General features: G+C 71.8%; 28 protein-coding genes. 11 read left to right on the forward strand and 17 right to left on the reverse strand.

Annotated features, from left to right (window positions below; genetic code table 11):
- The first annotated feature begins 53 nt into the window (after positions 1 to 53).
- The gene (gene uvrB, locus JTN19_RS17385; protein ID WP_206935236.1) at positions 54 to 2,267 is read left to right on the forward strand and encodes an excinuclease ABC subunit UvrB; all 2,214 of its coding nucleotides are present in this window, start codon (positions 54 to 56) and stop codon (positions 2,265 to 2,267) included.
- Here uvrB and JTN19_RS17390 read toward each other — a convergent pair.
- From JTN19_RS17390 to JTN19_RS17420, 7 genes are all read right to left on the reverse strand, one after another.
- A complete protein-coding gene (locus JTN19_RS17390; protein WP_206935239.1) occupies positions 2,264 to 2,611 on the reverse strand; it encodes an FKBP-type peptidyl-prolyl cis-trans isomerase in 348 nt (115 codons plus the stop codon). The genes uvrB and JTN19_RS17390 overlap by 4 nt on opposite strands.
- Before the next feature lie 95 nt (positions 2,612 to 2,706).
- Positions 2,707 to 3,453, reverse strand: coding sequence for a TlyA family RNA methyltransferase (locus JTN19_RS17395; RefSeq protein ID WP_206935242.1), 747 nt, complete (start codon positions 3,451 to 3,453; stop codon positions 2,707 to 2,709).
- 3 nt (positions 3,454 to 3,456) lie between these two features.
- A complete protein-coding gene (dxs, locus tag JTN19_RS17400; protein ID WP_206935245.1) occupies positions 3,457 to 5,382 on the reverse strand; it encodes a 1-deoxy-D-xylulose-5-phosphate synthase in 1,926 nt (641 codons plus the stop codon).
- Positions 5,382 to 6,302 carry a polyprenyl synthetase family protein gene (locus JTN19_RS17405; RefSeq protein ID WP_242531239.1) on the reverse strand — a complete coding sequence of 307 codons (921 nt, stop codon included), beginning with the start codon at positions 6,300 to 6,302 and terminating at the stop codon, positions 5,382 to 5,384. The genes dxs and JTN19_RS17405 overlap by 1 nt, the downstream gene beginning before the upstream one ends.
- Before the next feature lie 14 nt (positions 6,303 to 6,316).
- Complete coding sequence (locus tag JTN19_RS17410; RefSeq protein WP_206935250.1) at positions 6,317 to 6,595, reverse strand: exodeoxyribonuclease VII small subunit; 279 nt, start codon at positions 6,593 to 6,595, stop codon at positions 6,317 to 6,319.
- A gap of 69 nt (positions 6,596 to 6,664) precedes the next feature.
- Positions 6,665 to 7,594: a histone deacetylase family protein gene (locus JTN19_RS17415; protein ID WP_206935252.1), complete on the reverse strand. Its 930-nt coding sequence runs from the start codon at positions 7,592 to 7,594 to the stop codon at positions 6,665 to 6,667.
- Positions 7,591 to 7,833 carry a sulfurtransferase TusA family protein gene (locus tag JTN19_RS17420; RefSeq protein WP_206935254.1) on the reverse strand — a complete coding sequence of 81 codons (243 nt, stop codon included), beginning with the start codon at positions 7,831 to 7,833 and terminating at the stop codon, positions 7,591 to 7,593. The genes JTN19_RS17415 and JTN19_RS17420 overlap by 4 nt, the downstream gene beginning before the upstream one ends.
- Before the next feature lie 61 nt (positions 7,834 to 7,894).
- Here JTN19_RS17420 and JTN19_RS17425 point away from each other — a divergent pair, with 61 nt between their 5' ends.
- Together JTN19_RS17425 and JTN19_RS17430 are read left to right on the forward strand one after the other, a co-directional pair.
- Positions 7,895 to 8,770: an ROK family protein gene (locus JTN19_RS17425; RefSeq protein WP_206935257.1), complete on the forward strand. Its 876-nt coding sequence runs from the start codon at positions 7,895 to 7,897 to the stop codon at positions 8,768 to 8,770.
- On the forward strand, positions 8,761 to 10,062 hold the full coding sequence (locus tag JTN19_RS17430; RefSeq protein WP_206935259.1) for a DNA polymerase IV: 1,302 nt from the start codon (positions 8,761 to 8,763) through the stop codon (positions 10,060 to 10,062). The genes JTN19_RS17425 and JTN19_RS17430 overlap by 10 nt, the downstream gene beginning before the upstream one ends.
- A 14-nt stretch (positions 10,063 to 10,076) precedes the next feature.
- Here JTN19_RS17430 and nth read toward each other — a convergent pair whose 3' ends face one another.
- Complete coding sequence (nth, locus tag JTN19_RS17435) at positions 10,077 to 10,724, reverse strand: endonuclease III (RefSeq protein ID WP_206935488.1); 648 nt, start codon at positions 10,722 to 10,724, stop codon at positions 10,077 to 10,079.
- 88 nt (positions 10,725 to 10,812) lie between these two features.
- On the opposite strand from nth, the gene JTN19_RS17440 reads away from it, so the two are divergent.
- Positions 10,813 to 11,295: a DUF2244 domain-containing protein gene (locus tag JTN19_RS17440; protein WP_206935261.1), complete on the forward strand. Its 483-nt coding sequence runs from the start codon at positions 10,813 to 10,815 to the stop codon at positions 11,293 to 11,295.
- Positions 11,292 to 12,104, forward strand: a complete 813-nt coding sequence (locus tag JTN19_RS17445; RefSeq protein ID WP_206935263.1) for a DUF2272 domain-containing protein — start codon at positions 11,292 to 11,294, stop codon at positions 12,102 to 12,104. Before JTN19_RS17440 ends, JTN19_RS17445 begins: the two co-directional genes overlap by 4 nt.
- Before the next feature lie 9 nt (positions 12,105 to 12,113).
- Here JTN19_RS17445 and JTN19_RS17450 read toward each other — a convergent pair whose 3' ends face one another.
- Entirely contained in the window at positions 12,114 to 13,022 is a 909-nt protein-coding gene (locus JTN19_RS17450) for a LysR family transcriptional regulator (protein ID WP_206935265.1), read from the reverse strand.
- A 127-nt stretch (positions 13,023 to 13,149) separates the two neighbouring features.
- Here JTN19_RS17450 and JTN19_RS17455 point away from each other — a divergent pair, with 127 nt between their 5' ends.
- Positions 13,150 to 13,572 (forward strand): DoxX family protein, encoded by a 423-nt coding sequence (locus JTN19_RS17455; protein WP_206935267.1) that lies wholly within the window; start codon positions 13,150 to 13,152, stop codon positions 13,570 to 13,572.
- Between the two features lie 105 nt (positions 13,573 to 13,677).
- On the opposite strand, the gene JTN19_RS17460 is transcribed toward JTN19_RS17455, so the two are convergent.
- Positions 13,678 to 14,223, reverse strand: a complete 546-nt coding sequence (locus JTN19_RS17460; RefSeq protein ID WP_206935269.1) for a zinc-ribbon domain-containing protein — start codon at positions 14,221 to 14,223, stop codon at positions 13,678 to 13,680.
- Between the two features lie 94 nt (positions 14,224 to 14,317).
- On the opposite strand from JTN19_RS17460, the gene JTN19_RS17465 reads away from it, so the two are divergent.
- The 4 genes from JTN19_RS17465 to JTN19_RS17480 are packed head-to-tail and all read left to right on the forward strand — an operon-like array spanning position 14,318 to position 16,908.
- Positions 14,318 to 14,983, forward strand: coding sequence for a cell division ATP-binding protein FtsE (locus JTN19_RS17465; RefSeq protein ID WP_206935270.1), 666 nt, complete (start codon positions 14,318 to 14,320; stop codon positions 14,981 to 14,983).
- The gene (locus tag JTN19_RS17470) at positions 14,976 to 15,839 is read left to right on the forward strand and encodes a cell division protein FtsX (protein ID WP_242531240.1); all 864 of its coding nucleotides are present in this window, start codon (positions 14,976 to 14,978) and stop codon (positions 15,837 to 15,839) included. The genes JTN19_RS17465 and JTN19_RS17470 overlap by 8 nt, the downstream gene beginning before the upstream one ends.
- A 26-nt stretch (positions 15,840 to 15,865) precedes the next feature.
- Positions 15,866 to 16,480 (forward strand): tRNA (adenosine(37)-N6)-threonylcarbamoyltransferase complex dimerization subunit type 1 TsaB, encoded by a 615-nt coding sequence (gene tsaB / locus JTN19_RS17475; RefSeq protein WP_206935272.1) that lies wholly within the window; start codon positions 15,866 to 15,868, stop codon positions 16,478 to 16,480.
- A complete protein-coding gene (locus tag JTN19_RS17480; protein ID WP_206935274.1) occupies positions 16,477 to 16,908 on the forward strand; it encodes a GNAT family N-acetyltransferase in 432 nt (143 codons plus the stop codon). The genes tsaB and JTN19_RS17480 overlap by 4 nt, the downstream gene beginning before the upstream one ends.
- A gap of 21 nt (positions 16,909 to 16,929) precedes the next feature.
- Here the strand turns inward: JTN19_RS17480 and modC are convergent, their stop codons facing one another.
- From modC to JTN19_RS17500, 4 genes are read right to left on the reverse strand one after another with little or no spacing between them, the layout of a single operon-like run.
- Positions 16,930 to 18,012: a molybdenum ABC transporter ATP-binding protein gene (gene modC, locus JTN19_RS17485; protein WP_206935277.1), complete on the reverse strand. Its 1,083-nt coding sequence runs from the start codon at positions 18,010 to 18,012 to the stop codon at positions 16,930 to 16,932.
- Positions 18,012 to 18,713 (reverse strand): molybdate ABC transporter permease subunit, encoded by a 702-nt coding sequence (gene modB, locus JTN19_RS17490; protein ID WP_456315806.1) that lies wholly within the window; start codon positions 18,711 to 18,713, stop codon positions 18,012 to 18,014. The genes modC and modB overlap by 1 nt, the downstream gene beginning before the upstream one ends.
- Positions 18,710 to 19,483, reverse strand: coding sequence for a molybdate ABC transporter substrate-binding protein (modA, locus tag JTN19_RS17495; RefSeq protein ID WP_206935280.1), 774 nt, complete (start codon positions 19,481 to 19,483; stop codon positions 18,710 to 18,712). The genes modB and modA overlap by 4 nt, the downstream gene beginning before the upstream one ends.
- Before the next feature lie 17 nt (positions 19,484 to 19,500).
- Entirely contained in the window at positions 19,501 to 20,238 is a 738-nt protein-coding gene (locus tag JTN19_RS17500; RefSeq protein ID WP_206935283.1) for an SDR family NAD(P)-dependent oxidoreductase, read from the reverse strand.
- 121 nt (positions 20,239 to 20,359) lie between these two features.
- Here JTN19_RS17500 and JTN19_RS17505 point away from each other — a divergent pair, with 121 nt between their 5' ends.
- Positions 20,360 to 22,165 carry an ABC-F family ATP-binding cassette domain-containing protein gene (locus JTN19_RS17505; RefSeq protein WP_206935285.1) on the forward strand — a complete coding sequence of 602 codons (1,806 nt, stop codon included), beginning with the start codon at positions 20,360 to 20,362 and terminating at the stop codon, positions 22,163 to 22,165.
- Between the two features lie 49 nt (positions 22,166 to 22,214).
- Here JTN19_RS17505 and JTN19_RS17510 read toward each other — a convergent pair whose 3' ends face one another.
- The 3 genes from JTN19_RS17510 to JTN19_RS17520 form a co-directional block, all read right to left on the reverse strand.
- Positions 22,215 to 23,741 (reverse strand): cadherin repeat domain-containing protein, encoded by a 1,527-nt coding sequence (locus tag JTN19_RS17510; RefSeq protein ID WP_206935287.1) that lies wholly within the window; start codon positions 23,739 to 23,741, stop codon positions 22,215 to 22,217.
- A gap of 148 nt (positions 23,742 to 23,889) precedes the next feature.
- Positions 23,890 to 24,972 (reverse strand): methyltransferase domain-containing protein, encoded by a 1,083-nt coding sequence (locus tag JTN19_RS17515; RefSeq protein WP_206935289.1) that lies wholly within the window; start codon positions 24,970 to 24,972, stop codon positions 23,890 to 23,892.
- 99 nt (positions 24,973 to 25,071) lie between these two features.
- Complete coding sequence (locus tag JTN19_RS17520) at positions 25,072 to 26,004, reverse strand: CgeB family protein (protein WP_206935291.1); 933 nt, start codon at positions 26,002 to 26,004, stop codon at positions 25,072 to 25,074.
- Positions 26,005 to 26,006: the final 2 nt, after the last annotated feature.

The following is a 26,006-nucleotide window of genomic DNA, read 5'->3' on the forward strand; positions in this document are numbered from 1 at the left end:
TTGCACTGCGACATGACTTGGCCCTTTCGTGGGCGCGCCCCATATCCATGTCCATGAACCACGTCACCCCCGTGCTCTTCCAGCCCATCCGCCAGCCCATGCCGGAAGGGGGCAAGCCGCTGCGCTGCGTCTTCGAGGTGGAGCAGGCGGATGGCACGAAGCGCACCCTGGAACCGGCGGGCGACCAGCCCACCGCCATCGCGGAACTGACGCGCGGCGTGATGGAGGGCGAGCGCGACCAGGTCCTGCTGGGCGTCACCGGCTCGGGCAAGACCTTCACCATGGCCAAGGTGATCGAGGCGGTGCAGCGGCCCACCCTGATCCTGGCGCCCAACAAGACGCTGGCGGCGCAACTCTATGGAGAGATGAAATCCTTCTTCCCCGACAACGCGGTGGAATACTTCGTCTCCTACTACGACTACTACCAGCCGGAAGCCTATGTTCCGCGCACCGACACCTATATCGAAAAAGACAGCCAGATCAACGAGCAGATTGACCGGATGCGCCACTCCGCCACCCAGGCGCTGCTGGAGCGGCGGGATGTGGTGATCGTGGCCTCCGTGTCCTGCATCTACGGCATCGGCTCGGTCGAGACCTATTCGAACATGGTGGTGAAGCTGGAGCGCGGCGGCACCATCGGCCGCGACGCGCTGGTGAAGGGCCTGGTCGAGCAGCAATACCGCCGCAACGACGCCGCCTTCCAGCGCGGCACCTTCCGCGTGCGCGGCGAGAACCTGGACGTCTGGCCCGCCCACCTGGAGGACCGCGCCTGGCGCATCTCCCTCTTCGGCGACGAGGTGGACGGGTTGCGCGAATTCGACCCGCTGACGGGCGAGATCACGGGCGAGTTCGAGAAGCTCTCCATCTACGCCAACAGCCACTACGTCACGCCGCGCCCCACGCTGACCCAGGCCATCCAGCGCATCAAGGTGGAGCTGAAGGAACGCCTGGCGGAGCTGGAGGCGGAGGGCAAGCTGCTGGAGGCCCAGCGCCTGGACCAGCGCACCACCTTCGACATCGAGATGATGGAGACCACCGGCTCCTGCAAAGGGATCGAGAACTACAGCCGCTACCTCTCCGGCCGGAACCCCGGTGAGCCACCGCCCACCCTGTTCGAATACCTGCCCGAGGGCGCGCTGCTGATCGTGGACGAGAGCCACGTCACCGTGCCGCAGATCGGCGGCATGTATCGGGGCGACTATGCGCGCAAGATCATCCTGAGTGATTTCGGCTTCCGCCTGCCCTCCTGCACCGACAACCGACCCCTGAAATTCGAGGAGTGGGACAGCTTCCGCCCGCAGACCGTCTTCGTCAGCGCCACGCCCAGCCCATGGGAGATGGAACGCACCGGCGGCGTCTTCGCCGAACAGGTGATCCGCCCGACCGGACTCGTGGACCCCGTTTGCGAAATCCGCCCCGTGGAAGGCCAGGTGGACGATTTGCTGGCCGAGGTGCGCCTGGTGGCGAGCCAGGGCGGCCGCGTGCTTGTGACGGTGCTGACCAAGCGCATGGCCGAGCAGCTGACGGAGTACCTGACTGAGATGGGCGTGCGCGTGCGCTACCTGCACAGCGACGTGGACACGCTGGAGCGCATCGAGATCATCCGCGACCTGCGCCGCGGCGTCTTCGACGTGCTGATCGGCATCAACCTGCTGCGCGAGGGGCTGGACATCCCCGAATGCGCGCTGGTCGCCATCCTGGACGCGGACAAGGAAGGGTTCCTCCGCAGCACCACCTCCCTGATCCAGACCATCGGCCGCGCGGCGCGCAACGCCGAGGGCCGCGTCGTGCTCTACGCCGACCGCATGACGGACAGCATGAAGCGCGCGCTGGAGGAGACCGAGCGCCGCCGCGCCAAGCAGATCGCCTGGAACACCGAGCACGGCATCACCCCCACCACCATCCGGCGCGGCATCAGCGATGTGCTCAAGGACATCAGCCAGGGCGACTACGTCACCGTCGAGGCGGTGGAGGGCGACACCAGCGCGGATTTCGTGGGCAAGGACCTCCGCGCCAGCATCGCGGAGCTGGAACGCCGCATGCGCGCCGCCGCGGCCGACCTGGAATTCGAGACGGCGGCGCGGCTGCGCGACGAGATCAAGCGGCTGGAGGCCCTCGATCTGGGGCTGCCCGCCCTGGCCCCCAACGAGGCCGGGCGGTCCCTGCGGGAAGCCACGCCGCGCAAGGATTGGAAGCCCAAGCCCATGGGCCCCGGCGGCGGGGGCTACGACCCCAAGAAGGGCAAGCGGGGCCGCAAGGGGCCCTAGCCCGAGACGTCCAGCAGCTCCACGTCAAAGACCAGCGTGGCATTGGGCGGGATCACGCCGCCGGCGCCGCGCGCGCCATAGCCCATCTCGGGCGGGATGGTCAGGCGGCGCTGGCCGCCCACGCGCATGCCGGCCACGCCGCGGTCCCAGCCCGCGATGACGCGGCCTTCGCCCAGGGTGAAGCTGAAGGGCACGCCGCGGTTGAAGCTGCTGTCGAACTTCGCACCCTTGTTGTCCTCGGCCGAGGCGTCGAACAGCCAGCCCGTGTAGTGGACCGACACTTCCTTGCCGGCCAGCGCCATGGCGCCCTCGCCCTTCACCAGATCGTCCATCTTCAGCGTCATCTCGAAGCCTTTTCGCGAGGATTACGGGGCGGGGATAGCGCGGGGCGGCGCCGGGGTCATCCCCGCCTCCGATCCGTCCCGGCTTGCCGGGGCGGTCAACCGGCCGCGCACAGCTTCTCGGCGCCGATCAGGAATTCGCGGTTGCCCTCGGGCCCCAGCAGCGGCGAGGGCTCCACGCCGCGCACCACCCAGCCCGACTGCGTGGCCCACCAGGCGGCGATCTCGGCGCAGACGGCCTCATGCACCGCGGCGTCGCGCACCACGCCGCCCTTGGCGATGGCCGGCCCCACCTCGAATTGCGGCTTGATCAGCGCCACCGCCCAGGCGCCGGGCGCGCAGAGGGCCATGGCCGCCGGCAGCACCACGCGCAGCCCGATGAAACTGGCATCGCAGACCAGCGCGGTGACGGGCTCGGGGATGTCCTCGGCCGTCAGGTGCCGCGCGTTCACCCGTTCCTTCACCACCACGCGCGGGTCGTTCCGCAGCTTCCAGGCGAGCTGGCCATGCCCCACATCCACCGCATAGACCCGCGCCGCGCCATGGTGCAGCAGCACATCGGTGAAGCCGCCGGTGGAGGCGCCCACATCCAGGGCCACCCGCCCCGTCGCGTCGAAGCCGAAATGCGCGATTCCGTGCGCCAGCTTCACACCGCCGCGCGAGACCCAGGGGTGATCCTGCCCGCGCAGCTCCAGCGGGCGGCCCTCGGCGATGGTCTCGCCCGGCTTGTTGATGCGGGCCTCGCCCGAATAGACGAGGCCGGCCATGATCAGCGCCTGGGCGCGGGTGCGGCTTTCGGCAAGCCCGCGCTCCACCAGCGCCACATCGGCGCGCTGCTTGGCCAAGTCTCAGGCGCTGGCGGGAACGGCCAGCGCCTCCTTGCCCAACGCGCCCAGCGCCATCGCCACGATATGCGGCGCGTTCAGCCCAGCGAGGTCGTATTGCTTCTTCGGGCTGTCATGGTCGATCCAGATGTCCGGCAGCGTCATCGGCCGGAACTTGAGGCCATGGTCCAGCAGGCCCTTCAACGCCAGATGGTGCATGACCAGGCCGCCGAAGCCGTTCAGGCTGCCTTCCTCGATGGTGATCAGCACCTCGTGATGCTTGGCCAGCTGTTCCACCAGCGCGGTGTCCAGCGGCTTGGCGAAGCGCGCATCGGCCACCGTGCAGGACAGGCCGTAGGTGGCGAGCTCATCCGCCGCCTTCAGGCATTCCTGCAACCGCGCGCCATAGGAGAGGAGGGCGATCTTGCTGCCCTCGCGCACCACCCGCCCCTTGCCGATGGGCAGCGGGGTGCCGCGCGCGGGCACGGCTTCCAGCCCGAAGCCCTCGCCGCGCGGATAGCGCACGCCGGAAGGGCCATCATCGATCTGCGCCATGGTGGCGATCATGTGCGCGAGTTCCACCTCGCAGCTCGCCGCCATCAGCGTGAAGCCGGGCAGGCAGCCGAGGTAGGCGATGTCGAAGCTGCCCGCATGGGTCGCGCCATCGGCACCCACCAGCCCCGCGCGGTCCATGGCGAAGCGCACCGGCAGCCCCTGCAGCGCCACGTCGTGCACCACCTGGTCATAGCCGCGCTGGAGGAAGGTGGAATAGATGGCGCAGAAGGGCTTCAGCCCCTCCGTCGCCATGCCGGCGGCGAAGGTGACGGCGTGCTGCTCGGCGATGCCCACGTCGAAGCAGCGCTCGGGGAAGCGCTTGGCGAACATGTCGAGGCTGGTGCCCGAGGGCATGGCGGCGTTGACGGCGACGATGCGCTCATCCGCCTCAGCCTCGGCGATCAGCGCCTGGGCAAACACCTTCTGGTAGGCGGGCGGGCCGGGCGGGGCCTTCTGCTGCTCGCCGGTGATGACGTCGAACTTCTGCACGCCGTGATACTTGTCGCCGCTGGTCTCGGCCGGCGCGTAGCCCTTGCCCTTCTGCGTGACGGCATGGACCAGGAAGGGGCCCTTGTGCCCGGTGTCGCGCAGGTTGCGCAGCACGGGCAGCAGGTGGTCCATATTGTGGCCGTCCACGGGGCCGACATAGTAGAAGCCCATCTCCTCGAAGAGCGTGCCGCCGGTCAGCAGGCCGCGGGCATATTCGTCGGCGCGCTTGGCCACGCGCTCGATCGGGCCCGGGAAGTTCTTCGCCATCTTGGCCACGAAATCCCGCACCGAGAGGAAGGGGCGGGAGGAGATGGTGCGGCTCAGATAGGCGCTCATCGCGCCCACGGGGGGCGCGATGGACATGTCGTTGTCGTTCAGGATGACGATGAGGTTGGCCTTCTCGGCCCCCGCATTGTTCATCGCCTCATAGGCCATGCCGGCGGACATGGAGCCATCGCCGATCACGGCGATGACGTTGCGCGGCTTCTCCTGCAACCCGCTCGCGATCGCCATGCCGAGGCCGGCGGAGATGCTGGTGCTGGAATGCGCGGCGCCGAAGGGGTCGTATTCGCTTTCGCTGCGCTTGGTGAAGCCCGAGAGGCCCCCGCCCTGGCGCAGCGTGCGGATGCGGTCCCGCCTTCCGGTCAGGATCTTGTGCGGATAGCACTGGTGGCCGACGTCCCAGATCAGCCGGTCATGCGGCGTGTCGAACACCGCATGGATGGCCACGGTCAGTTCCACGACGCCCAGCGAGGAACCGAGATGCCCGCCGGTGACAGAGACGGTGCTGATGGTCTCGGCGCGCAGTTCATCGGCCAGCTGGCGCAGTTGCTCGCTGGAGAAATTCCGCATGTCGGAAGGGACGCGGACCCGGTCCAGCAGCGGGGTGGCAGGACGGTCTTGCATCAATTCCTCCGCGCGATCACGAAATCAGCGAGCGCGCGCAGCATGTCCGCCCGCTCGGAAAATCCATCCAGGTGGTCACGCGCCTGCGCGACCAGTCGTTCGGCCTGAAGCCGGGCCCGTTCGAGGCCGAGCAGGCCCACCAGCGTGGCCTTGCCCGCCCCGGCATCCTTGGCGGTGGCCTTGCCCACCTCCTCGGCCGTGGCGGTGGCATCCAGCAGGTCATCGGCGATCTGGAAGGCCGCCCCCAGCTCACGCCCATAGGCGGCCAGCGCCTGACGCTGCGAGGGCGCGGCCTTGCCCAGCACGGCGCCCGCCTCGGCCGAGAATTCGATGAGCTTGCCGGTCTTGAGCAGCTGCAGCCGGCCGATGGCCGTCTCGTCCAGCGCCCCGCCCGATTGCTCGGCCATGATGTCCAGCATCTGCCCGCCCACCATGCCGCGGGGGCCGGCGGCATGGGCCAGCATCCGCACCAGCTCGACGCGCACGGCGGGGTCGGGGTGGGTGGCTTCGGCGGCCAGCACGGTGAAGGCGTGGCTTTGCAGCGCATCGCCGGCCAGGATGGCGGTGGCCTCGTCGAAGGCCTTGTGGTTGGTGGGCTTGCCGCGGCGCAGGTCGTCATCGTCCATGGCCGGCAGGTCGTCATGGATCAGGCTGTAGGCGTGCACCATCTCGATGGCGCAGGCCACCCGCAGCGCCGCGCTGCGGGCCACGTTGAACTGCTTGGCGCCCTCAAGCACCAGGAATCCGCGCAGCCGCTTGCCCCCGCCGATGGTGGAATAGCGCATGGCGTCGAAAAGCCGCGCCTCGTCACCCTCCACGCGGGGAAGAACCTCATCGAGCGCCGCGTCGATCTCGGCGGCCGCCGCCGCCATGGCGGCGGGCAGATCAAGGGCGGATGCACCCGCCGGGACCATGTTCATGCGAACCCGTATTCCTATTCCACATTCCGCAGGACGAGGCCGGCCTTGCCCTCGACCACCGCCTGCACCTTGGCCTCGGCCTCGGAGAGCTTCTGTTCGCAATGCCGGCGCAAGGCCGTGCCGCGTTCATATTCCGCGATGGCCTGGGCCAGGGTAGCGCGCCCGCCCTCCAGGGATTTCACGATGGTCTCCAGCTCGGTCAAGGCTTCCTCGAAGGAGAGCGAGGCGATGTCCCGTTCCCGTACCTCACCGGCACCCGCAGCACGCTCGTCCACCCTGTGCTCGACCGACATGACCTTCTCCCAACCTTCTTGCACTATAATGCCGCGTGGCGCGAACCCAAAGCCTTCATCGGTTTGACATCAATCCCGCAACAATCCCCGCACATGGGCGGCGGCCGAGGCCGCCAGCGCGGGCAGGTCATAGCCGCCTTCCAAAAGGCTGACGATGCGCCCGCCGCAATGCCGCCCGGCCAGGGCGCAGAATTCCGCCGTGAGCCAGGCGAAATCCGCCTCGGTCACGCGCAATTGCGCCAGCGGGTCGCGCGCATGGGCGTCGAACCCGGCCGAGATCACCAGCAATTCCGGCCGGAAGGCCTCGATGGCCGGCAGCAGCGTCTCCGCCCAGGCCGCCCGGAAGGCCGCGCCATCGGCGCCGGGCGGCAGGGGGGCGTTGAAGATGTTGCCCGCCCCCACCTCCTCCGCCGCGCCCGTGCCCGGGTAGAGCGGCATCTGGTGGGAGGAGGCGAAGAGGATGCTCGGGTCCTCCCAGACGCAATCCTGGCTGCCATTGCCGTGATGCACGTCGAAATCGCAGATGGCGACCCGGCTGAGCCCATGCGCCGCCTGGGCGTGGCGGGCCGCGATGACCGCGTTGGCGAAGAGGCAGAACCCCATCGGCCGGCGCCTCTCGGCATGGTGGCCGGGCGGGCGGGTGGCGCAGAAGGCGCGCTGCACATGGCCGCCCAGCACCTCGTCCACCGCCCGCACTGCGGCGCCGGCCGCCAGCAGGGCGGCCCGCGCGCTGCCCGCGCACATCACCGTGTCGGCGTCGAGCGCCACATATTCGCCGGGCGCGGGGCGCACGCCCAGGATGGCCGCGACATAATCGGGCGGGTGGACGCGCTCCAGCTGCTCATAGGTCGCCTCGTCCGGCTCGTCGCGGATGAGGCCGGCGAATTCCTCGGCCTCCAGCGCCTGGAGCACGGCGCGCAGCCGGTCAGGGCATTCGGGGTGGCCCTCGCCCATCTCGTGCAGCAGCCCGTCGCGGTGGGTCAGTAGCAGCACGCTCATGGCGTGGCTTTCCGGCGCAGGACGAAGCGATGGACGCCATCAGGGCCCATCTCGGCCGAGAGCAGGGTGTGCCCCGTCTCCTCCGCATAGGCCGGGAAATCCTTCAGCGCCGCGGGGTCCGTGGCCAGCACGGTCAGCGTGGCGCCGGGGGCCATGCCGCGCAGGGCCTTGTTGGTCCGCAGCACGGGAATCGGGCAGGTCATGCCGCGCGTGTCGAGGATGGTCGTTGTCTCTCCCATTCATGCACTCCACCATTGCGCGGGGCTTGCCCGCAAGGGGCGCGCGGCACAGCTTCACCCGATGCGAATTGGCGTGGACCTGGGCGGCAGCAAGATCGAGGTGGTGGCGCTGGACGCCGCCGGCCATGCAAGGCTGCGCCAGCGGGTGGCCACGCCGCCCAGCTATCCCGGCGTAATCGCCGCCATCCGGGCGCTGGTGGACGGGGTGGAGGCGGAACTCGGCGCGCGCGGCACCGTGGGCGTGGGCATTCCGGGCAGCCTCTCGCCCGCCACCGGCCTCGTGCGGGGCGCCAATTCCACCTGGCTGAATGGCGGGCGGCTGGACGTGGACCTGGCCGAAGCCCTGGGCCGCGAGGTGCGGATTTCGAACGACGCCAATTGCCTGGCCCTGTCCGAAGCCGCCGATGGCGCGGCGGAGGGGGCTGGCAGCGTCTTCGCCGTCATCCTCGGCACCGGGGTGGGGGCGGGCGTGGTGATCCAGGGCCGGCTGCTGGAGGGTGCCAACCGCATCGCCGGCGAATGGGGCCACAACCCCCTGCCCTGGATGACAGCCGAGGAGCATCCCGGCCCCCGCTGCTGGTGCGGCCAGCGCGGCTGCATCGAGACCTTCCTCTGCGGCCCCGCCCTGGCCGCCGATGCCGATGGGCCGGGGGCGCGCGACGCCTCAGGCCTGCCCGCCCGCACCGATGCCGCCGCGCGGGACGCGCTGGCCCGCCACACCGACCGGCTGGCCCGGGCGCTGGCCCATGTGGTGAACCTGCTGGACCCGGAGGTGATCGTGCTGGGGGGCGGCCTGTCCAACATGGCGCACCTCTATGCGGAGTTGCCGCGCCTCATGCCGCGCCACGTCTTCTCCGACGTGGTCCGCACGCGCATCCTGCGCGCGGCGCATGGCGACAGCTCGGGCGTGTTCGGTGCCGCGCGGCTGTGGCCGTAACACCCACCCCCCTCCCGGCCCTCTGCCGCGACTGCTTCTCCACCGCCCCGGGCGAGGGAACCGCCTGCACCCATTGCGGCAGTCGCCGCGTGCTCCGCCATGCGGAACTCTTCACACTGACCATCGCCCATGTGGATTGCGACGCCTTCTTCGCCAGCGTGGAGAAGCGCGACCGCCCCGAACTGGCGGCCAAGCCCGTCATCGTGGGCGGCGGCAAGCGCGGGGTGGTCTCCACCGCCTGCTATGTGGCCCGGACCCATGGCGTCCGCAGCGCCATGCCCATGTTCAAGGCGTTGGCCGCCTGCCCGGATGCGGTCGTCATCAAGCCCGACTTCACCAAGTATTCCGCCGCCGCCACGCAGATCCGCGCGCTGATGGAGGCGCTTTCCCCCCTCGTGCAGCCGCTCTCCATTGACGAGGCGGTGCTGGACCTGGCGGGCACCGAGGCCCTGCACAACGCGCCCCCCGCCGTGGTCCTGGCCCGCTTCGCCAAGGCCGTGGAGCGCGAGGTGGGCGTCACCATCTCCATCGGCCTCGCCCACAACCGGCTGATGGCCAAGCTGGCGGCGGAGCGCGACAAGCCGCGCGGCTTCGCCGTCATCGGCGCCTCGGAGGCCGCGGATTGGCTGGCGCCGCAGCGCGTGGGGCTGTTGCCCGGCATCGGGCCCGCCGCGGCGCGGCGGCTGGAGGCGGCGGGGATCACGCGGCTCGGGCAACTGGCCGCCCTCGACCCGCGCGCCGCCTTGGCGCGGCTGGGCGAGGAGGGGCCTTCGCTCGCCGCCCGCGCCCGCGGCGAGGACCCCCGCCCCGTGAATCCGGTGCGCGAGACCAAGAGCATCAGCGCCGAGACCACCTTCGACACCGACATCGCCACCCTGCCCGAGCTGGAAGCCGTGCTGTGGCGCATCGCCGAGAAGCTGGGCCGCCGCCTGGCCGAGAAGGGCTTCGCGGCGGGGGGTGTCGCGCTCAAGCTCAAGACCGCGCGCTTCGAGACGCGCAGCCGGCAGGCCCGCCTGCCCGCCCCCACCCGCCTGCCCGAGACCCTCTTCGCCGCCGCCCGCCCCTTGCTGGCGCGGGAGGTGGATGGCACCCCCTTCCGCCTGCTGGGCCTGGGCGCCGCACCGCTGGTGGATGGCGCCGGCGCCGACCGCGGCGACCTGGCCGACCCCGAGGCCCCGCGCCGGGCGGCCAAGTGGAAGGCGGTGGAGGCGCTCCGCGCCCGCTTCGGCGAGGCGGCGGTCAGCCCGGGGCGGGGCCTGGGGGCGAAGCCGCGGCGCGGGGACGGCGCCTGAGCCAAACCGCCGGATCAGCCGCCCGGCGCCACCAGCACCTTGTCCCGGTAGTTGCAATGCGCGGCCGCCTTGCAGCGCCAGCACTCCGGCGCCCGCGCCTTGCAGATGTAGCGCCCATGCAGGATCAGCCAGTGATGGGCCTCGCGCAGCAGATGCGGGGGGCAGCGCTTGACCAGCGCATCCTCCACCTCGCGCACCGTCTTGCCGGGGGCGAGGCCCGTGCGGTTGCCCAGGCGGAAGATATGCGTGTCCACCGCCATGGTCGCCTGGCCGAAGACCACGTTCAGGACCACGTTCGCCGTCTTGCGGCCGACACCGGGCAGGGCCTCCAGCGCCACCCGGTCGGCCGGCACCTCGCCGCCATGGCGGTCCACCAGCATCTGCGCCAGCGCGGCCACGTTGCGCGCCTTGGCCTGCCACAGGCCGATGCGACGGATATGGGCCCCGATCCCCTCCGCCCCCAGCGCGGCCATGGCGGCGGGGTCGGGGGCGGCCGCGAAAAGACCGGGCGTGACCTTGTTCACCATCGCATCGGTCGTCTGGGCGGAGAGCACCACCGCCACCAGCAGGGTGAAGGGGTCGGTGTAGTGCAACTCCGTCTCGGGCGCGGGGTTCTCCTGGGCGAGGGCCTCCAGGAAGGCCACGGCCTGCGCCCGCGACATCAGCCGCGCGCGGCGCGGGGCGCGGGCGGTGCCATGGAGTGGGGAAGAGGGGGTTTTCACGTCGCAGGTCATTCTATCTCATTCAGGCATGGTCAAGGCCCATCCCCTGTTCGAAGCCCATTCCACGCCGCTCAACAGCATGAGCGCGCGGGGCTTCCGCATCGTGGCCGGCATCCTCTGCGGGGGCTTTGCCTTCACCGGGCTGCTCTTCACCTTCATGGGCGCCTGGCCGGTGCTGGTCTTCGCCGGCGCCGAGGCGGTGTTGGTGGTGGCCATGCTGGCGCTCTACCGCCACCACGCCACCCACAGCGCGGAGCTGGTCACGCTGCAGGCCGGCAGCATCACCGTGCGCCGGCGCGAGGGGCGGCGCCTGGAGGAGGCCCGCTTCGACCCCTTCTGGGCCAAGCTGCGCTGGGAGGGGTCGCGCCTGCTGCTGGGCCACCGCGAGGCCAGCATCGAAATCGGCCGCTATCTGGCCGTGGAGGAACGTGAAGACTTGGCCCGACAACTTGAATCCGCCCTGCGCGCCTATCGCGAACCCCGCTTCGACAACCCGCAGCTGCGCGCATGAGGCGCCTGCTCGCCCTCGGGCTGGTGCTGCTGGCGGCCGCCTGCGCCGCGCCGCCCGCGCCCCCGCCGCCGGCTCCCCTGCCCTACCCGCCCAGCGCGCGGGAAAGGCTGCAGCGCCTCGCCCTGGCCGAATGGCAGGAATGGGGTTGCACCACCTCGGGCCTGCCCGGCCCGGCGCTCGCCCCCTGCACCCCCGTCACCGCGGCGCGCCCGGAGGCCGACCCCAGCAACTTCCCCCGCGTGCTGGCCTATTGGCGCGCCGTGCCGCAATCCAGCGCCGCCATCCCGCGCAACCGCGCCCTCTACGCCCGCGCCCTGGGCGGCGAGGCGACGCCCCTCTGGGCCGAGCCCTTCTGGTCCGCCGCCTTCATCTCCTGGCTGATGGGGGCCGCCGGGGTGGACGATGTGGAATTCGCCCCCGACGCCGCCCATGCGCGCTACCTGGACCACCTGGACGTGCTGGCCGCCGCGCACCCACGCACCGCGCCCTTCCTCCCGCGCGACCCGGCCGCCTATGCCCCCGAGCCCGGGGACCTGGCCTGCTTCGACCGTTCCCGCCGCCCGCTGGCCCGCTGGACCGACCGCGCTTCCGAACGCGGCCAGTTCCGCCCCATGCATTGCGACCTGGTGGTGGCCACCGGGCCCGGGGTGGTCGAGATGGTGGGGGGCAACGTAAACGACATGGTGACGCTGCACCGCGCCCCCGCCGACGCCGGGGGCCGGCTGCTGCCCGCGCCGCGACGCTTCCTCGTCATCATGGAAAGCCGCCTGGGCCGGCTGCCGCCCTGGGGCGCCGTGCCGATCAGCTGACGCGTCGCCTCAGGCTTCGCGTGCCTCGGCCAGCAAAAGCCGCCGCAGCCAGGCATGGCCGGGGTCCGCCTCGAAGCGGCGGTGGAACACCAGGGAGAGCCGCGTGTGCCGCACCGCCACCGGCGGCTCGCGCACCACCAGCCTGTGCGGCGTGGCCAGGCTCTCGGCCAGTCGGGCCGAAACGGTGATGATCATGTCCGTCCGCTTCAGCACCTCGGGCACCGCCGAGAGATGCGCGACCACGCCGCCCAGCCGCCGCGACAGCCCCTGCCCGCCCAGCACCACGTCCAGCGCCCCATCGCGCGAGCCATTGGCCGAATGCAGCAAATGCGGCACGGACAGGAAGCGCTCCATCGTCAGTTCCCCGGCCGCGAGCGGGTGGTCGGGTCGCATCAGCGTCACGAAGGCCTCGGGCAGCATGCGTAGGCGCGTGTAGAGGGCGGAGGGCTCAGGCAGCACCGCGATGGCCAGCACGGCGTCGCCCTGTTCCAGCAGCGCCTCGGCATTGGTGCGGTCGGCGTGGCGGATGGCGAGCAGGCAGCCCGGCGCCTCGCGCGCCATGCGGGCCAGCACCAGGGGCGCCAGCACCGCCTCGGCATATTCGGAAAAGGCCACGGGGAAGACGCGCCGCGCCGTGGCGGGGTCGAAGGGCGTCTGGGCGGAAAGCGCCTCGGCCAGCCGGTCCAGCGCCTCGGCCACCGGGGCGGCCAGCGCCAGCGCCAACGCCGTGGGCTCCACGCCGCCCGGCCGGCGGAGGAACAGCTCATCCCCCAGCGCCGCCCGCAGCCGCGCCAGCGCGTTGGAGACGGCCGGCTGGGAGAGGTTCAGGCGCTGCGCCGCGCGCGTCACATGCTTCTCCCGCGCCACCGCGTCGAAGACGCGCAGCAGGTTGAGGTCGAGCTGGGAGAGGTCCGTCATGCGGCGCGCCCGTCATTCACATGGTTGATGATGGTCCTCCCGCATCGCGATTGGAAGCGGGGCGGGGTTCAGGCGCAGATGGAGGCCAAGGGCGGCGCGGCCGCCTTCCCACACAAGGACGACCCACATGCCCACCACCCAACAGACCACCCCCTATGCGGCGCTGCTGCTGCGCGTCTCCCTCGGTATCCTGCTGCTGGCGCATGGCGCCTGGCTGAAGCTCGGCGTCTTCGGGCTGGCGGGGACGATGGGCTTCTTCGGTTCCCTCGGCTACCCGCCCGCGCTGGGCGCCGTGGTCGCCATCGGCGAGACGTTGGCGGGCCTGGCCCTCATTCTTGGCGTCTGGGTGCGCGTCGCCTCGCTCGCCATGGTGCCGGTGATGCTGGGCGCGACGCTGGTGCATCTCGGCAATGGCTGGCTGTTCAGCGCGCCGGGCGGCGGCTGGGAATTCCCGGTCTTCCTGGCGGTGACGCTGCTGGTGCAGGCGGGGCTGGGGGCCGGCGCCCATGCGCTGGCGCGGCCCCAGGCGGCCAGGCCCGCGGCGGCCTGAGGGCACGCGATTCACCGCTCCGGCGGTTCCGCCTCCGCGAATCGCGTTCTGGACGCTGAGAACGCGATTCACCGCTCCGGCGGTTCCGCCTCCACGGATCGCGTTCTAGCCGCCGAACAGCCTGGCCACCCAGCCGAAGGGTGGCCAGGCAGTGGCGATGGCATCGCTGTAGAGGAACAGCAGCAGCAGAAGCACGGCCAGCGCCAGCAGGCTGCCGGCCCAGGCCATCGGCAGCAACGCCCCGCCCCGGACCCGGCGCGGGGCGCCTGGCATCCAGCGCGGCGGGGCCAGGGGTGGCGGTGCGGCGGGGCGAGGGGTGAGGGTGCCGTCCTCGGTCAGGATTTCGGCAGGGTCGGGCCCGATGCTCATGGGCGCGGTGACAGGCTGCGACTCGGGCTCCGGTTCCAGCGGGGCGCCGATGCTGCGGGGCTGCGGCGGGCGGGGCGGAGCCTCTTCGGCGCCCGTTTCCAGGGCGGAGGGCTCCGCAGCCGGGGCGGCTTCGCCGGCCGGGGCCGGGGCCAGCGTGACATCGTCCGGCAATTCCGGCACCCAGCGCGTGCCACAGGCCGCGCAGCGCACAGGCTTGCGCGTCAGCACCAGGGCATCCGGCACGCGGTAGGCCGTCGCGCAGTTGGGGCAGGCGATGTCCATCTCTGGATCCGCATGTGCCAATGGAAGCCCGTGGTCCGCAACCTCCCGCTGTGCGAAACCTGGGGCCGGGGCAGATTCGAAGGGGGATGGACCCATGGTCCGGTTCACCAATATCGGCCTGCGCTATCCGGAAGGGCGCGGCCAATGGGCGCTCAGCGGGCTCGATTTCCTGCTGGAGACGGGCAGCTTCACCTGGCTGCTCGGCCCCTCGGGGGCGGGGAAGTCCAGCGTGCTGGGGCTGATGCACCTGGCCGTGCGGCCCACGGCCGGGCGGATGGAGGTGCTGGGCCAGGATGTGGCGCGCATGCGGCGCGGCGCCCTGCCCAGCCTGCGCCGGCGAATCGGCGTGGTGTTCCAGGATTACCGCCTGCTGCCGCACCTCAACGCCTATGAGAACGTGGCCCTGCCGCTGCGAATCCAGGGCCTGACCGAACAGCGCCTGCGCGCCGATGTGAACGAGATGCTGCGCTGGGTCGGCCTGCTGGAACGCGCGGACGCCGCGCCCGCCTCGCTCTCGGGCGGCGAGCAGCAGCGCCTCGCCTTGGCCCGCGCGGTGGTCGCCCGCCCCGCCCTGCTGGTGGCGGACGAACCCACGGGCAACCTGGACGGCGCCCAGGCGCGGCGCGTCATCGCCCTGCTGCGCGAGATGCACCGGCTGGGCACCACCGTGGTCGTCGCCACCCACAGCGAGGCCCTGCCCGAGGAATGCCCGGCGCCGGCGTTGCGACTCGAGGCCGGGCGGCTGCTCTCCCATGGCTGACCGCAACGCCTTCCGCATGCGCCGCCTGCGCGGCCGCGACCCGCTGGGGCTGCGCCGGGCGCTGGCCGGTTGGCTGCTGCCCGCCCTCGTCGCCGCCATGGCCCTGCTGGCCGCCATGGCCCTGACCGGCGCGCAGGGGGCGGGGAGCCTCGCCGCGCGGTGGGAACAGGCGGCGGCGGGGCAGATCCTGGTGCAGTTGCCGCCGGAAGGGCTCGGCCCCGCGCTGGACCGGCTCTCATCCCTGCCCGGCGTGGCCTCCGCCACCCCCGTGCCCGATGCCCGGCTGCGCGAATTCCTCCGCCCCTGGCTGGGCGAGGTGCCCGGCCTGCCCCTGCCCGCCATGGTGGAGATGCGCCTGGCCAACCCCGCCGCCGAAACCGCCATCCGCGCCGCCGCGGCCGACATTCCCGGCGCCGTGGTCGAGGAACGCGGCGAGGCCGTGACACAGGCGCTGCGCGTGGCGCATGGGGTGCGGTTCCTGGCCTGGGTGATCCTCGCCATCATCGTGCTGGTGGCTACCGCGCTGGTGGCCGTGGCGACGCGCGCGGGCATCTCAGCGCGCAGCCAGACCATCACGATCCTGCACGAGCTGGGCGCGCGGGATTCCGACATCGCGGGCCGATTCGCCCGCCGCCTGGGCTGGCTATGCACGCTGGGGGCGCTGGGGGGGCTGGCTATCGCCCTTCCCGCGCTCTGGCTGCTGGCCGATGCCGCCATTCCGGTGGCCATGGCGCGGCCGGCGGCGCTGACCGATCTGCCCTGGTGGGGGCTGCTCTCCCTGCCGCTGGTGGCGGGCACAATCGGCTGGATCACGGCGCGGCTGACGGTCGGCGCCTGGCTGCGCCGCTTGCCGTAGCGGCCTTGCGGTGCGAAGCGGGTGGGATGCGCCTGCTGGTTCTCGACGCCGCCCTGTCCCGCTGCCTCGCGGCCCTGGTGGAGGATGGCGCCTGCCTCGCGCAGCGCGAGGCCCCCGGGCCGCATGGCCAGGCGGCCGCCCTGCCGCCGCTGGTGGAAGCGCTGATGGGCGAGGGCTTCGAGGCCATCGCCGTGGGCCTCGGCCCCGGCAGCTTCACCGGGCTTCGCACCGCCATCGCGCTGGCCGAGGGGCTGGCGGCGGCCCGTGGCGTGCCACTGGTCGGCGTCTCGACTGGCGAGGCGCTGGCCGGCACCTCCCCCCACCCCGTCTGGGCCTGCACCGAGAACCGGCGCGGCGGGCTGTTCCTGGAACGCTTCGGCCCTGGCCCCTTCGCCGAGGCGCCGCCCCTTTCGCTTACGGAAACCGCCCTGCCCTCGCCATCCACCCTGACCTGGCTGGTGGGCGATGGCGCGCCCCGCGCCGCCGCCCGGCTGCGCGCGCGCGGCGCCCCGGTGGCGCTGGGCGCCGCGCGCCAGGTCGAGGCGCTGCCATTGGCCGCCGTCGCACTCCGCCGCCTGCGCGGCGAAATCCCGCCCCGCGCCGCCCTGCCCCTCTATGTGGACCCGGCCGCGACCACATGACGCTGCGCACCGCCGCGCCGGAGGATGCCGCGCTGCTGGCCGACATCCATGCCAGCGCCTTCCCGGCCCATGAGGCCTGGGACGCGAAGACCATGGCCACCCTGCTCGGCATGCCCGGGGCGCTGGGGCTGGTGGCGGGCGAGGCCGGGATGGTCCTGTTGCGCCTCGCCGCCGATGAGGCCGAGGTGCTGACCTTCGCCGTCCGCCCCGAGGCCCGCCGCACGGGGCTGGGCCGCGCCCTGCTGGAGACGGGCATGATGCTGCTGGCCGCCCAGGGGGCCACCTCCCTGCTGCTGGAGGTGGCGGAGGAGAATACGGCGGCGATCGCCCTCTACACCGCGGCGGGCTTCACCCGCGCCGCGACGCGCCGCGACTACTACGGCGCCGGCCGGCACGCACTGCTGCTGCGGGCGGATTTGGGCGCGTGATTCACGCCTTCCGCCGCCCCTTCACCCCGGCGCATGGTCCAGCGCCACCGCCTTGAGCAGGGCGAAGACCTCATCCCCCTCGCGGAGTTCCAGCCGCGCCACGGCGTCGCGCAGCACGCGCGAGAGAAGCACCGCCTCCCCCACCCGCAGCCGTAGCAGCACCTCGTCCGGGTGCTGCGCCGAAGGGGTGATCGCCACCAGGCGGCAGGGCAGGATGTTGTGGATGGAGATCCCCTCGGGCCGCGTCCGCGCCACCGCGATGTCACGCGCCCGCAGGCGCAGGCGCAGGCGTGCCCCCGGCGCCTCGCGCCGCAGCGGCACCTCCAGCGTGCCGCCCGGGAAGGCGAGGCGCGTCAGCCCGCGCGCCGCGTCATGCGCGGCCACGGTGCAGCTCAGCACCGCACCCGCATCGCGCCGCGCGGCGAGCGGCACGTCGGGGCGCAGGGAGAGTTCATCCGGGCTGCCCTGGGCGAGCACCCGCCCCGCCTCCAGCAGCACCAGCGCATCGGCCAGGGCGTCCACCTCCTCCAGCGCGTGGGTGACGTAGAGGATGGGCGGGCCTTCCATGTCGCGCAGCCGCGCGAGGAAGGGCAGGATTTCGGCGCGGCGCGGCGTATCCAGCGCGGCCAGGGGTTCGTCCATCAGCAGCAGGCGGGGGCGGGAGAGCAGGGCGCGGCCCAGCGCCACGCGCTGCTTCTCGCCCCCCGAGAGAGCGCGCGGCCGGCGGCCCAGCAGCGCGCCGAGGCCGAGCAGGTCCACCACCACCTCGAAGCCAGGCCCTTCGGCGCCCGAGGGCGCGCGGCGCAGCCCGTAGCGCAGATTGCCCTCCACCGAGAGGTGCGGGAACAGCCGCCCCTCCTGGAACACCACGGCGCAGCGGCGGCGCTCCGGTGGCACGAAACGGCGGGCCTGCGTGTCCAGCAACGCCTGGCCCGCCAGGGAGACGCGGCCCTCATCGGGCCGGAACAGCCCGGCGATGGCGGCGAGGATGGTGCTCTTGCCGCAGCCCGAGGGGCCGAACAGCGCCGTCACACCGGGCCCCGCCGTGAAGGCGGCCTCCAGCGCGAAGCCGGGGAAGCGGTGGCGCAGTTGCACCTCCAGCATCAGCCCCGCCCCAGCCAGCGGTGCATCCGCCGCGCGATGAGTTCGGCCAGCAGCAGCCCGCCCAAGGCCAGCGCGAAGGAGATGCCGGCCAGCCGCGCCGCCGTGGCCTCGCCCCCCGGCGTCTGGGTGGCGGTGTAGATGGCGAGCGGAAGGGTCTGCGTCTCGCCCGGCACGTTGGAGGCGAAGGTGATGACGGCGCCGAATTCCCCCAGCCCCGCCGCGAAGGCCACCACGGCCCCGGCCAGGATGCCGGGCAGCATCAGCGGCAGGGTGACGGTGAAGAACACATCCCAGCGACCGGCGCCCAGCGTGCGGGCGGCGGCCTCCAGCCCCTCATCCACGTTTTCCAGCCCCAGCCGCACCGCGCGCACGATCAGGGGGAAGCCCATCACGGCGGTGGCCAGCACCACGGCGTCCGAGGTGAACACCAGGCGGATGCCGAACCATTCCTCCAGCGGCGCGCCGATCGGCCCGCGCACGCCGAACAGCATCAGCAGCGCCCAGCCCACCACCACGGGCGGCACCACCAGCGGCAGGTGGACCAGCGCGTCCAGCAGGAAGCGGCCGGGGAAGCGGCCCCGCACCAGCAGCCAGGCCACCAGCACCGCCGGCGCCAGCGACACCAGCACCGAGCGCGTGGCGACGCTGAGGCTGAGCCAGACCGCCTGCGCCTCCTCGGCCGAAAGGAAGCCCTCCATCATTCGGTCAGGCTGAAGCCCAGGCGGCGCCAGATGGGCGCGGCGTCCGCCCCGGCCAGGAAGTCGAGGAAGGCGCGGGCAGCGGCATTCGCCTCGGACCGGCGGGTCAGGGCGAAGGGGTAGGTGATGGGCGGGTGGCTGCCCGGCGGGAACAGGCCCGCCACCGCCACCCGCGCGCTGGCCGCGGCGTCGGTGGCATAGACGATGCCGAGCGAGGCCTCGCCGCGCTCCACCAGCAGCAGGGCGGCGCGGACATTCTCGGCGCGGGCCAGGCGCGGGGCCAGGGCCGCCCATTGCCCCATCCATTCCAGCGCGGCCCGGGCATAGCGCCCGGCGGGCACATGGGCCGGGTCCCCCACCGCGAGCCGCCCGCGCGGCCCGAGCAGCGCCAGAAGGTCCGTCCCCGGCGCCAGGGCGACCGGCCGCGGCTGGTCGGCCGGGGTGACGAGCGCCAGCGCATTGCCGATGGGGCTGCGCCGCGTCTCGGGCAGGATCAGGCTGCGCCGCTGCAAATGGTCCATCCAGGCCTCATCGGCCGAGAGGAAGAGGTCCGCCCCCGCCCCCTGCTCGATCTGCCGCGCCAGGGTGGAGGAGGCGGCCAGCGAGACACGCGGCGCCGCATGGCCGCGCGCCGCCCATTCGGCGGCCAGCAGGCGCAGCGCATCCGCGAGGCTCGCGGCCGCGAAGACGGTGACGGGAGACTGTGCCCGCGCCGGCAGACCCAGCAGCGGCACGGCGAAGGCCGCGCGGCGGAGGATGCGTCCTTGGCCCATGGGCCTGGCCTCTTGTCTCAGCTGAGCATCTGCCCGCCATCCACCACGATGGTGTGGCCCGTCACCCAGCGCGCCGCCGGCGAGGCCAGGAACAGCAACACATCCGCCACCTCCTCCGCATGGCCCAGCCGGCCGAAGGGGATGGAGGCGAGGATGCGGTTGTAGAGCTCGGGCTGCGTCGTCCTGCGCTGCTCCCAGAGCCCGCCTGGGAACTCGATGGAGCCGGGCGCCACGCCGTTCACCCGCACGCCATCGGGCGCCAGCACGGCGGCCTGGCTCTGGGTGTAGTTGATCAGCAGCGCCTTCACGGCCGCATAGGCCGGGCCGCGCGGCGAGGGCCCGAAGCCCGAGATGGAGGAGAGGTTCACGATGCAGCCGCGCGCCGCCTTCAGCGCCGGGATGGCCGCGCGGCTGGCGCGCGTGGTCGCCAGCACGTCCACGTTCAGGCTGGCGGCCCAGCCTTCCTCGGTGTCGGCCATGCCGAAGCCCGAGGCGTTGTTCACCAGCACGTCTATGCCGCCCAGGGCGCGCTCGGCTTCCGCGATGTAGGAAGCGATCTGGGCGGCATCGCCCAGGTCGCAGCTGGCCGCATGGCCCTTGGCGCCCAGCTCCGCCTTGGTGGCCGCCAGGGCCTCTGCCCCCCGCGCGCAGATGGACACCGCCGCGCCGGCCTTGGCGAAGCCCAGCGCCACGCTGCGCCCGATGCCCTTGGACCCACCACAGACCACCACGCGCTTGCCGCTGAAATCGAACATCCCTGCCTCCCTGCCGGTGCTGCCCGCACGCTCCGGCCATGGCGGCGACGCGTCAAGGCGGGTGCGCGGGGGAGGCACGCCCGGCCTTGACGGAACGCGCCCTGGGCCGCACCCCTCCGGCATGGCTGCACCTCCACTTCTGACGCTCGATGGCGTGCGTTTCACCCTGGGCAACACCCCCCTGCTGCAAGGGGCCGCGCTGGTGGTCTCGCCCGGCGAGCGGCTGGCTTTGGTGGGGCGCAATGGCAGCGGCAAGTCCACCCTGCTGCGGATCGCGGCTGGCGAGCTGGAGCCGGAGGGGGGCACGCGCTTCCTCCAGCCCGGCACCACGCTGCGCTATCTGCCGCAGGAGCCGGATCTGTCGGGCCATGCCACGGTGCTGGACTATGCGCTCTCGGGCCTGGGGCCCGCCGATGATCCCTATCGTGCCCGCGCCCTGCTGGAACGGCTGGGGCTGACCGGCGCGGAGGACCCGGCGCGGCTTTCGGGCGGCGAGGCGCGGCGTGCGGCCCTGGCCCGCGCTTTGGCGCCCGAACCCGACATCCTGCTGCTGGACGAGCCCACCAACCATCTCGACCTGCCCGCCATCGAATGGCTGGAGGAGGAGATCGCCTCCCTGCGCGGCGCGCTGGTACTGATCAGCCATGACCGGCGCTTCCTCACGCGGCTCTCGCGCGCGACGCTCTGGCTGGATCGCGGCGTGACGCGCCGCCTCGACCGCGGCTTCGGCGAGTTCGAGGCCTGGCGCGCCGAGACGCTGGAGCAGGAGGAGCGCGAGGCCCACAAGCTCGGCCGCCAGATCGCGCGCGAGGAACATTGGATGCGCTATGGCGTGACGGCGCGCCGCAAGCGCAATGTCCGCCGCGTGGCGGAACTGGCCGCGCTGCGCGAGGCCAGGCGCACCCGCGTGAAGCCCGTGGGCCAGGTGCGGATGGAAGCGGCCGAGGCCGCGCCCTCCGGCGCGCTGGTCATGGCGGCCGAGGACATCACCAAGGCCTGGGGCGAGCGCGTGGTGGTCCGCAACTTCTCCACCCGCATCCTGAAGGGCGACCGGGTGGGCGTGGTCGGCCCCAATGGCGCGGGCAAGACCACGCTGCTGAACATGCTGACGGGCAAGCTGGCGCCTGATTCCGGCCAGGTGAAGCTCGGCGCCAACATCGCGATGGCGAGCCTCGACCAGATGCGCGCGGCCCTCGACCCCGACGCCACGCTCGCGGACACGCTGACGGAAGGCCGCGGCGACCAGGTCTGGGTGGGCGGGCAGCCGCGGCATGTGGTGGGCTACATGCAGGATTTCCTCTTCGTGCCGCAGCAGGCGCGCACGCCGGTGGGGAAGCTCTCGGGCGGCGAGCGCGGGCGCCTGCTGCTGGCGCGCGCGCTGGCGGCCCCCTCCAACCTGCTGGTGCTGGACGAGCCCACCAACGACCTGGACCTGGAGACGCTGGACCTGCTGGAGGAAATGCTGGGCGACTATGGCGGCACCGTCCTGGTGGTCAGCCATGACCGCGACTTCCTGGACCGCGTCTGCACCAGCGTCATCATGAGCGAGGGCGAGGGGCGCTGGCAGGAATACGCCGGCGGCTACACCGACATGCTGGCCCAGCGCGGCGCGGGTGTCGCGGCACGCGAGGTGGCGCGGGCGCCGCGCGCGGCACCTGTGGCCACGAAGCCCGCCACGGCCGCGCCCGCGAAAAAGCTCTCCTTCAAGGAGCAGCACGCGCTGAACACCCTGCCCGCCACCATGGAGAAGCTCGGCGCCGAGATCACGGTGCTGCGGAACTGGCTGGCCGACCCCGACCTCTACAGCCGCGACCCCAAGGGCTTCGCCGCCCGCACGGCCGCCCTGGCGGAGCGCGAGGCCGCACTGGCCGCGGCCGAGGAGGAATGGCTGCGCCTCGAGATGCTGCGGGAGGAGCTGGAGGGGTAGCGGACCTTCCCGAAACCACGTCCGGGTGTCCCGCCAGGCCGCCCCCGCCTCACCACACCGTGTCGAACATGGCGCCTTGCGGCAGGGTGCGGAAGAAGGAGTTGTCGGTCATCTGCAGCGCCGCATGGGCCATGAATTCGTGCCGCTTGCCCGTGCCGCTGTCGAGCCACCAGGTGATGGTCTTCAGCTCCTGCTCCCCCAGCGGCCGGCCGGTGATCTGCTGAAAGAATTGCTGGGCGAATTCCTGGTTGCCCATATGGCCCCAGCGCGCCGCGAAATCGGGGTGCTGCGCGATCTGCCAGGACAGGCCGAAGAGGTCGAAGCTCCCGCCTCGCCAGGCGGACCACCATTGCCAGACATGCGGATTGGGCGGCCAGCCGGCGGCCGTGCTGATGAGCCCGGTGATTTCTTCCATATGCGCGCGCGGCACATAGAAACCCTGGTAGGCGGCCCCCTTGAAGTCGTTGAACGCGGAACGCCAGTTCATGATGGTGCCGACGAACTCGATGCGGTTGGTGGCCCCGGAATCCAGCCGCCCGGCATGCCAGGATAGCGTGCTGGAGGGCACGGCGTAGTCCACGGCATTGGCGTAGATGTGCTCCACAAACTGCCGGTTGGTCATGGAGGCGAAGAAGGAGGATTGCGGGCTGTAGTTCAGCGCCCAGTCCAGCACATTCCGCTCGGTGGCGCCCCAGGCGGACACCCGGTCGTGGAAGTAGCGCATTTCCCACAGGCTGGGGCTGCGGTCGAACACCGTCTGGAAGGCGAGCCAGAGCCGCCCCGCGATGCCGGTTTCCGTGAAGTCCACGAAGCCCGAGGTGAAGTCGATGTACTTCGTGGCCTTGAACCAGACCGTATCGCCGTTGACGGTGTCCACCCGCATCAGATCCGCCGCGCGCGAGACGGAGGCGATGCTCCATGGCGCGTGGTAGGTGCCCACATGGTCCACCGAGGTGTGATAGAAGCCCTTCCTCACTTCGCCGGGCGCCATGACGTCGATCGGGGTCGTGCTCGCACCCGGATTGGGCAGCACGGCGATGTCGAGCCTGAAGCCCGCGGATTGCCGCCCGTCCGACACGGTCAGGAAGATGGGAAACTGGGGGCCGTCCGTCAGGTCGAGCTGGACGCCGGGCCTGAGCCGCAACTCATTGCCCACCATCATGAACTGCCAGGAATATTCCTCGCTGAGGTGGAAGGTGTGGCCGCCGGCGGGGGTGTCCGGGTCCTGGACCTGCAGCCGGCCGATGGTGGCGCCCTTCACATCGGCCCGGACGCTGCCCCCGGAGGAGAAGCTCAGCGCCTGGGGCGGCGTGTCGTCAATGTCGAGGACATTGACGGTGAAGGTGGCCGTGCTTCGCGCCCGCGTGCCGTCGGACATGAAGAAATCCAGGTGGAAGTCCACGACCGGCGCCTGGCCTGCCCTGGTGAACCATTCATAGTCCAGGCGTGCCATCGGCGTGATGAAGATGAGGCCCGTGACGGGGTTGAGGTTGGCGTGGAAGAAGTTTCCGCCGAAGCCGCCCACCTCCACGAAGCGCACCTGCCCCGGGTCGGACAGCAGCTGCAGAACCCCCATCCATTCCCAAGGCGCGGCATTTTCCACTATCGAAACGGGCGGGCTTCCTGCCGTCGCCAAAAGTCGCATGCGCGGATCCCCCAATGATCAGCGCCGCGGCTATGCACCCCTTCTGGTTAACATCCGCTTGTCAGGTCTGCCGGATACCCTACTCGCGCGCCCCCTCCGCATCGGGCGAGAACCAGCCGCGCATCCGGCGCAGCGGCCGCGTCAGGCGCCAACTTCTCGATTGCTCGATCAGCGCGAGGCGTTCCCGCGTGAGGGTATGTTCCGCCTCGAGCTCCGCCATGCGCGCGACCTGCTGCGCGAGGGCGCCGGCCTCGACCTCCTTCGCGGCGAGCCGTGCCGTGACCGCGGCCAGTTCCTCGGCCATGCGCTGTCGCTCCTGGGCATGTCGGGCCTTCATCCCCGAGCCGGCTTCCTCCACGCCGGCCAGCGCGGCATGGGCCTCGCGCAGGGAGGCCTCCAACCGCGTGGCGCGCTCGCACGCCTCGGCATGACGCGCCTTCATGTCCTCGCCGGCCTTTTCCGCGCCGGTCAGGGCGGCATGCGCCTCGCGCAGCGATTCCTCGATCAGCGCGGCGCGCCGGCCTTCGGCCGCGAGGAGGGCGATGTCCTCCGTCTCGGCCGTCGGATTGATCAGGCCTTCCTGGCCCAGGCGGCGCACATTCGTGGCATCGGGGAAGGCGTCGAGCAGGAAACGCCCGGGGGTCACCGGCTCGGCCGATTTTTGGAACACCATGACCAGGTCGTTCCACACGTCATTCCGCCGGCGCAGGGTGCCGCTCTCGACCAGCCGCATGGGCTGCCCCGCCCGCAGCGCCCACCGCGCGAGGGCAAGCCCGGCATCGGGATAGAAGCGCCAATTGTCATGCGGGTAGGCGTGGTAGGGCCCATTGGAGGGCACGTCGAGGAAGACGTAGCCCCCGGGCCGGGTGACCCGCGCGATCTCGAGGAAGGTGTCCCAGAAGGCCGCGTCGTGCTCCAGGCAGGACACGCTCACGCAGGCGTCGAAACTGTCCGCCTCGAAGGGGTAGGTCGTGCCTTCCAGCACCACATCCACCCCCGGCCCGGGCTCCAGGTCGAGGCCCACATAATCCGCGTCCTTGGGGGCAAGGCTTCGCAGGCTGCCATTTACGTTCATGGAGCCGACGTCCAGGATACGCGGCCGCGCACCCGCGACATAGGCCTCGAAGAAGGCGGCACCTGCGGCCATCGCGGTGTCGTGCATGGGTGTTTCTCCAGTTCCGGTCTGGCGCCGGGCCATCGCCCGACACCGGACTGCAAGTCAGTACATCGAAGGGCGCCGATCCCGCACCGGGATCGGGCGTCAGGCCAGAAGCCCCGCCACGGCCTCGCCATCCTCGTGCAGAGTCGGGTCCTGCCAGGCCCCCAGTGGAAGCCCGGTCTGCTCGGCCAGCAGGCGCCGCACGCCCATGGCCTTGCGGTCCTGCTCGTCCTGCCAGGTCCAGGGCGTGCTTGCGGCCTCCCGCAGCACCGCCCGCATCATCCCCTCGTTCCAAGGCGTAGCGATCTGCGAGATGCGTCCCGGGAAGCCCATGGCGGCGGTGGAGAGCGGCTCCGTCACCACGCGGCAGCCGCAGGCGGCGGCCAGGTAGAGGCGCGGCTCCTGCGCGGCCACGCCATCGGCATGCACGTTCAGCACGATGCGGCTGCGCCGGAACAGCGTGGCGAGATGCGGGCCCGACACGCCGTGCGCCACCCAGAGGAAGCGCAACGAGGCGCTGCGGAGGAAATCCAGCACCTCGATGCGGTGCGGCGTGGCCTTGCCCACGAAGCACACGTCCACCGGGCGCTCCGCCCCGGGCTCACCCGGGTGGAACTGCGCGGTGTCGAGCGGCAGCGGGTGGTAGGCCGTGATGGGCCAGCCCAGGTGGCGCACCGTCTCGGCCCTGCCCGCATCGTAGTAGATGCAGCGGTGATAGGCGTGCCAGGCCATGCCCTCATAGACCTTGAGGCGCAGCGCGCTCTCGGCCGTCATCTGCATCCGGCCGTCCCGGATGGCAGGCAGCGGTTCGGTCAGGAAGGCGATCCGCTGGCCCGGGACCCGGTCCAGGTAGCGCGCGGGATAGAGTTCCGGCCGGTAGAACAGCGTCACGTCCGGGCGCCAGTTCCGCAGCACCATCAGCCAGGAATAGTCGCCCTCGAACACGTCCAGGCAGAGCACGTCAGGGTCGTGCTGCCAGCCTTCGGGATAATGGTTCGCGAACCAGGTGCGCGCACCGACGACGGCGATCCGCATGG

Source organism: Roseococcus thiosulfatophilus (assembly GCF_017311575.1).
GTDB lineage: Bacteria > Pseudomonadota > Alphaproteobacteria > Acetobacterales > Acetobacteraceae > Roseococcus > Roseococcus thiosulfatophilus.

Excerpts from the sequence above, each read along its gene's own strand:
- uvrB (WP_206935236.1), top strand. The coding sequence starts at position 54 with ATGAACCACGTCACCCCCGTGCTCTTCCAGCCCATCCGCCAGCCCATG.
- JTN19_RS17390 (WP_206935239.1), bottom strand. The coding sequence starts at position 2,611 with ATGACGCTGAAGATGGACGATCTGGTGAAGGGCGAGGGCGCCATGGCG.
- dxs (WP_206935245.1), bottom strand. The coding sequence starts at position 5,382 with ATGCAAGACCGTCCTGCCACCCCGCTGCTGGACCGGGTCCGCGTCCCT.
- JTN19_RS17405 (WP_242531239.1), bottom strand. The coding sequence starts at position 6,302 with ATGAACATGGTCCCGGCGGGTGCATCCGCCCTTGATCTGCCCGCCGCC.
- JTN19_RS17410 (WP_206935250.1), bottom strand. The coding sequence starts at position 6,595 with ATGTCGGTCGAGCACAGGGTGGACGAGCGTGCTGCGGGTGCCGGTGAG.
- JTN19_RS17415 (WP_206935252.1), bottom strand. The coding sequence starts at position 7,594 with ATGAGCGTGCTGCTACTGACCCACCGCGACGGGCTGCTGCACGAGATG.
- JTN19_RS17420 (WP_206935254.1), bottom strand. The coding sequence starts at position 7,833 with ATGGGAGAGACAACGACCATCCTCGACACGCGCGGCATGACCTGCCCG.
- JTN19_RS17425 (WP_206935257.1), top strand. The coding sequence starts at position 7,895 with ATGCGAATTGGCGTGGACCTGGGCGGCAGCAAGATCGAGGTGGTGGCG.
- nth (WP_206935488.1), bottom strand. The coding sequence starts at position 10,724 with ATGTCGCGGGCGCAGGCCGTGGCCTTCCTGGAGGCCCTCGCCCAGGAG.
- JTN19_RS17440 (WP_206935261.1), top strand. The coding sequence starts at position 10,813 with ATGGTCAAGGCCCATCCCCTGTTCGAAGCCCATTCCACGCCGCTCAAC.
- JTN19_RS17445 (WP_206935263.1), top strand. The coding sequence starts at position 11,292 with ATGAGGCGCCTGCTCGCCCTCGGGCTGGTGCTGCTGGCGGCCGCCTGC.
- JTN19_RS17450 (WP_206935265.1), bottom strand. The coding sequence starts at position 13,022 with ATGACGGACCTCTCCCAGCTCGACCTCAACCTGCTGCGCGTCTTCGAC.
- JTN19_RS17455 (WP_206935267.1), top strand. The coding sequence starts at position 13,150 with ATGCCCACCACCCAACAGACCACCCCCTATGCGGCGCTGCTGCTGCGC.
- JTN19_RS17460 (WP_206935269.1), bottom strand. The coding sequence starts at position 14,223 with ATGGACATCGCCTGCCCCAACTGCGCGACGGCCTACCGCGTGCCGGAT.
- JTN19_RS17465 (WP_206935270.1), top strand. The coding sequence starts at position 14,318 with ATGGTCCGGTTCACCAATATCGGCCTGCGCTATCCGGAAGGGCGCGGC.
- JTN19_RS17470 (WP_242531240.1), top strand. The coding sequence starts at position 14,976 with ATGGCTGACCGCAACGCCTTCCGCATGCGCCGCCTGCGCGGCCGCGAC.
- tsaB (WP_206935272.1), top strand. The coding sequence starts at position 15,866 with ATGCGCCTGCTGGTTCTCGACGCCGCCCTGTCCCGCTGCCTCGCGGCC.
- JTN19_RS17480 (WP_206935274.1), top strand. The coding sequence starts at position 16,477 with ATGACGCTGCGCACCGCCGCGCCGGAGGATGCCGCGCTGCTGGCCGAC.
- modC (WP_206935277.1), bottom strand. The coding sequence starts at position 18,012 with ATGCTGGAGGTGCAACTGCGCCACCGCTTCCCCGGCTTCGCGCTGGAG.
- modB (WP_456315806.1), bottom strand. The coding sequence starts at position 18,713 with ATGATGGAGGGCTTCCTTTCGGCCGAGGAGGCGCAGGCGGTCTGGCTC.
- modA (WP_206935280.1), bottom strand. The coding sequence starts at position 19,483 with ATGGGCCAAGGACGCATCCTCCGCCGCGCGGCCTTCGCCGTGCCGCTG.
- JTN19_RS17500 (WP_206935283.1), bottom strand. The coding sequence starts at position 20,238 with ATGTTCGATTTCAGCGGCAAGCGCGTGGTGGTCTGTGGTGGGTCCAAG.
- JTN19_RS17505 (WP_206935285.1), top strand. The coding sequence starts at position 20,360 with ATGGCTGCACCTCCACTTCTGACGCTCGATGGCGTGCGTTTCACCCTG.
- JTN19_RS17510 (WP_206935287.1), bottom strand. The coding sequence starts at position 23,741 with ATGGGGGTTCTGCAGCTGCTGTCCGACCCGGGGCAGGTGCGCTTCGTG.
- JTN19_RS17515 (WP_206935289.1), bottom strand. The coding sequence starts at position 24,972 with ATGCACGACACCGCGATGGCCGCAGGTGCCGCCTTCTTCGAGGCCTAT.
- JTN19_RS17520 (WP_206935291.1), bottom strand. The coding sequence starts at position 26,004 with ATGCGGATCGCCGTCGTCGGTGCGCGCACCTGGTTCGCGAACCATTAT.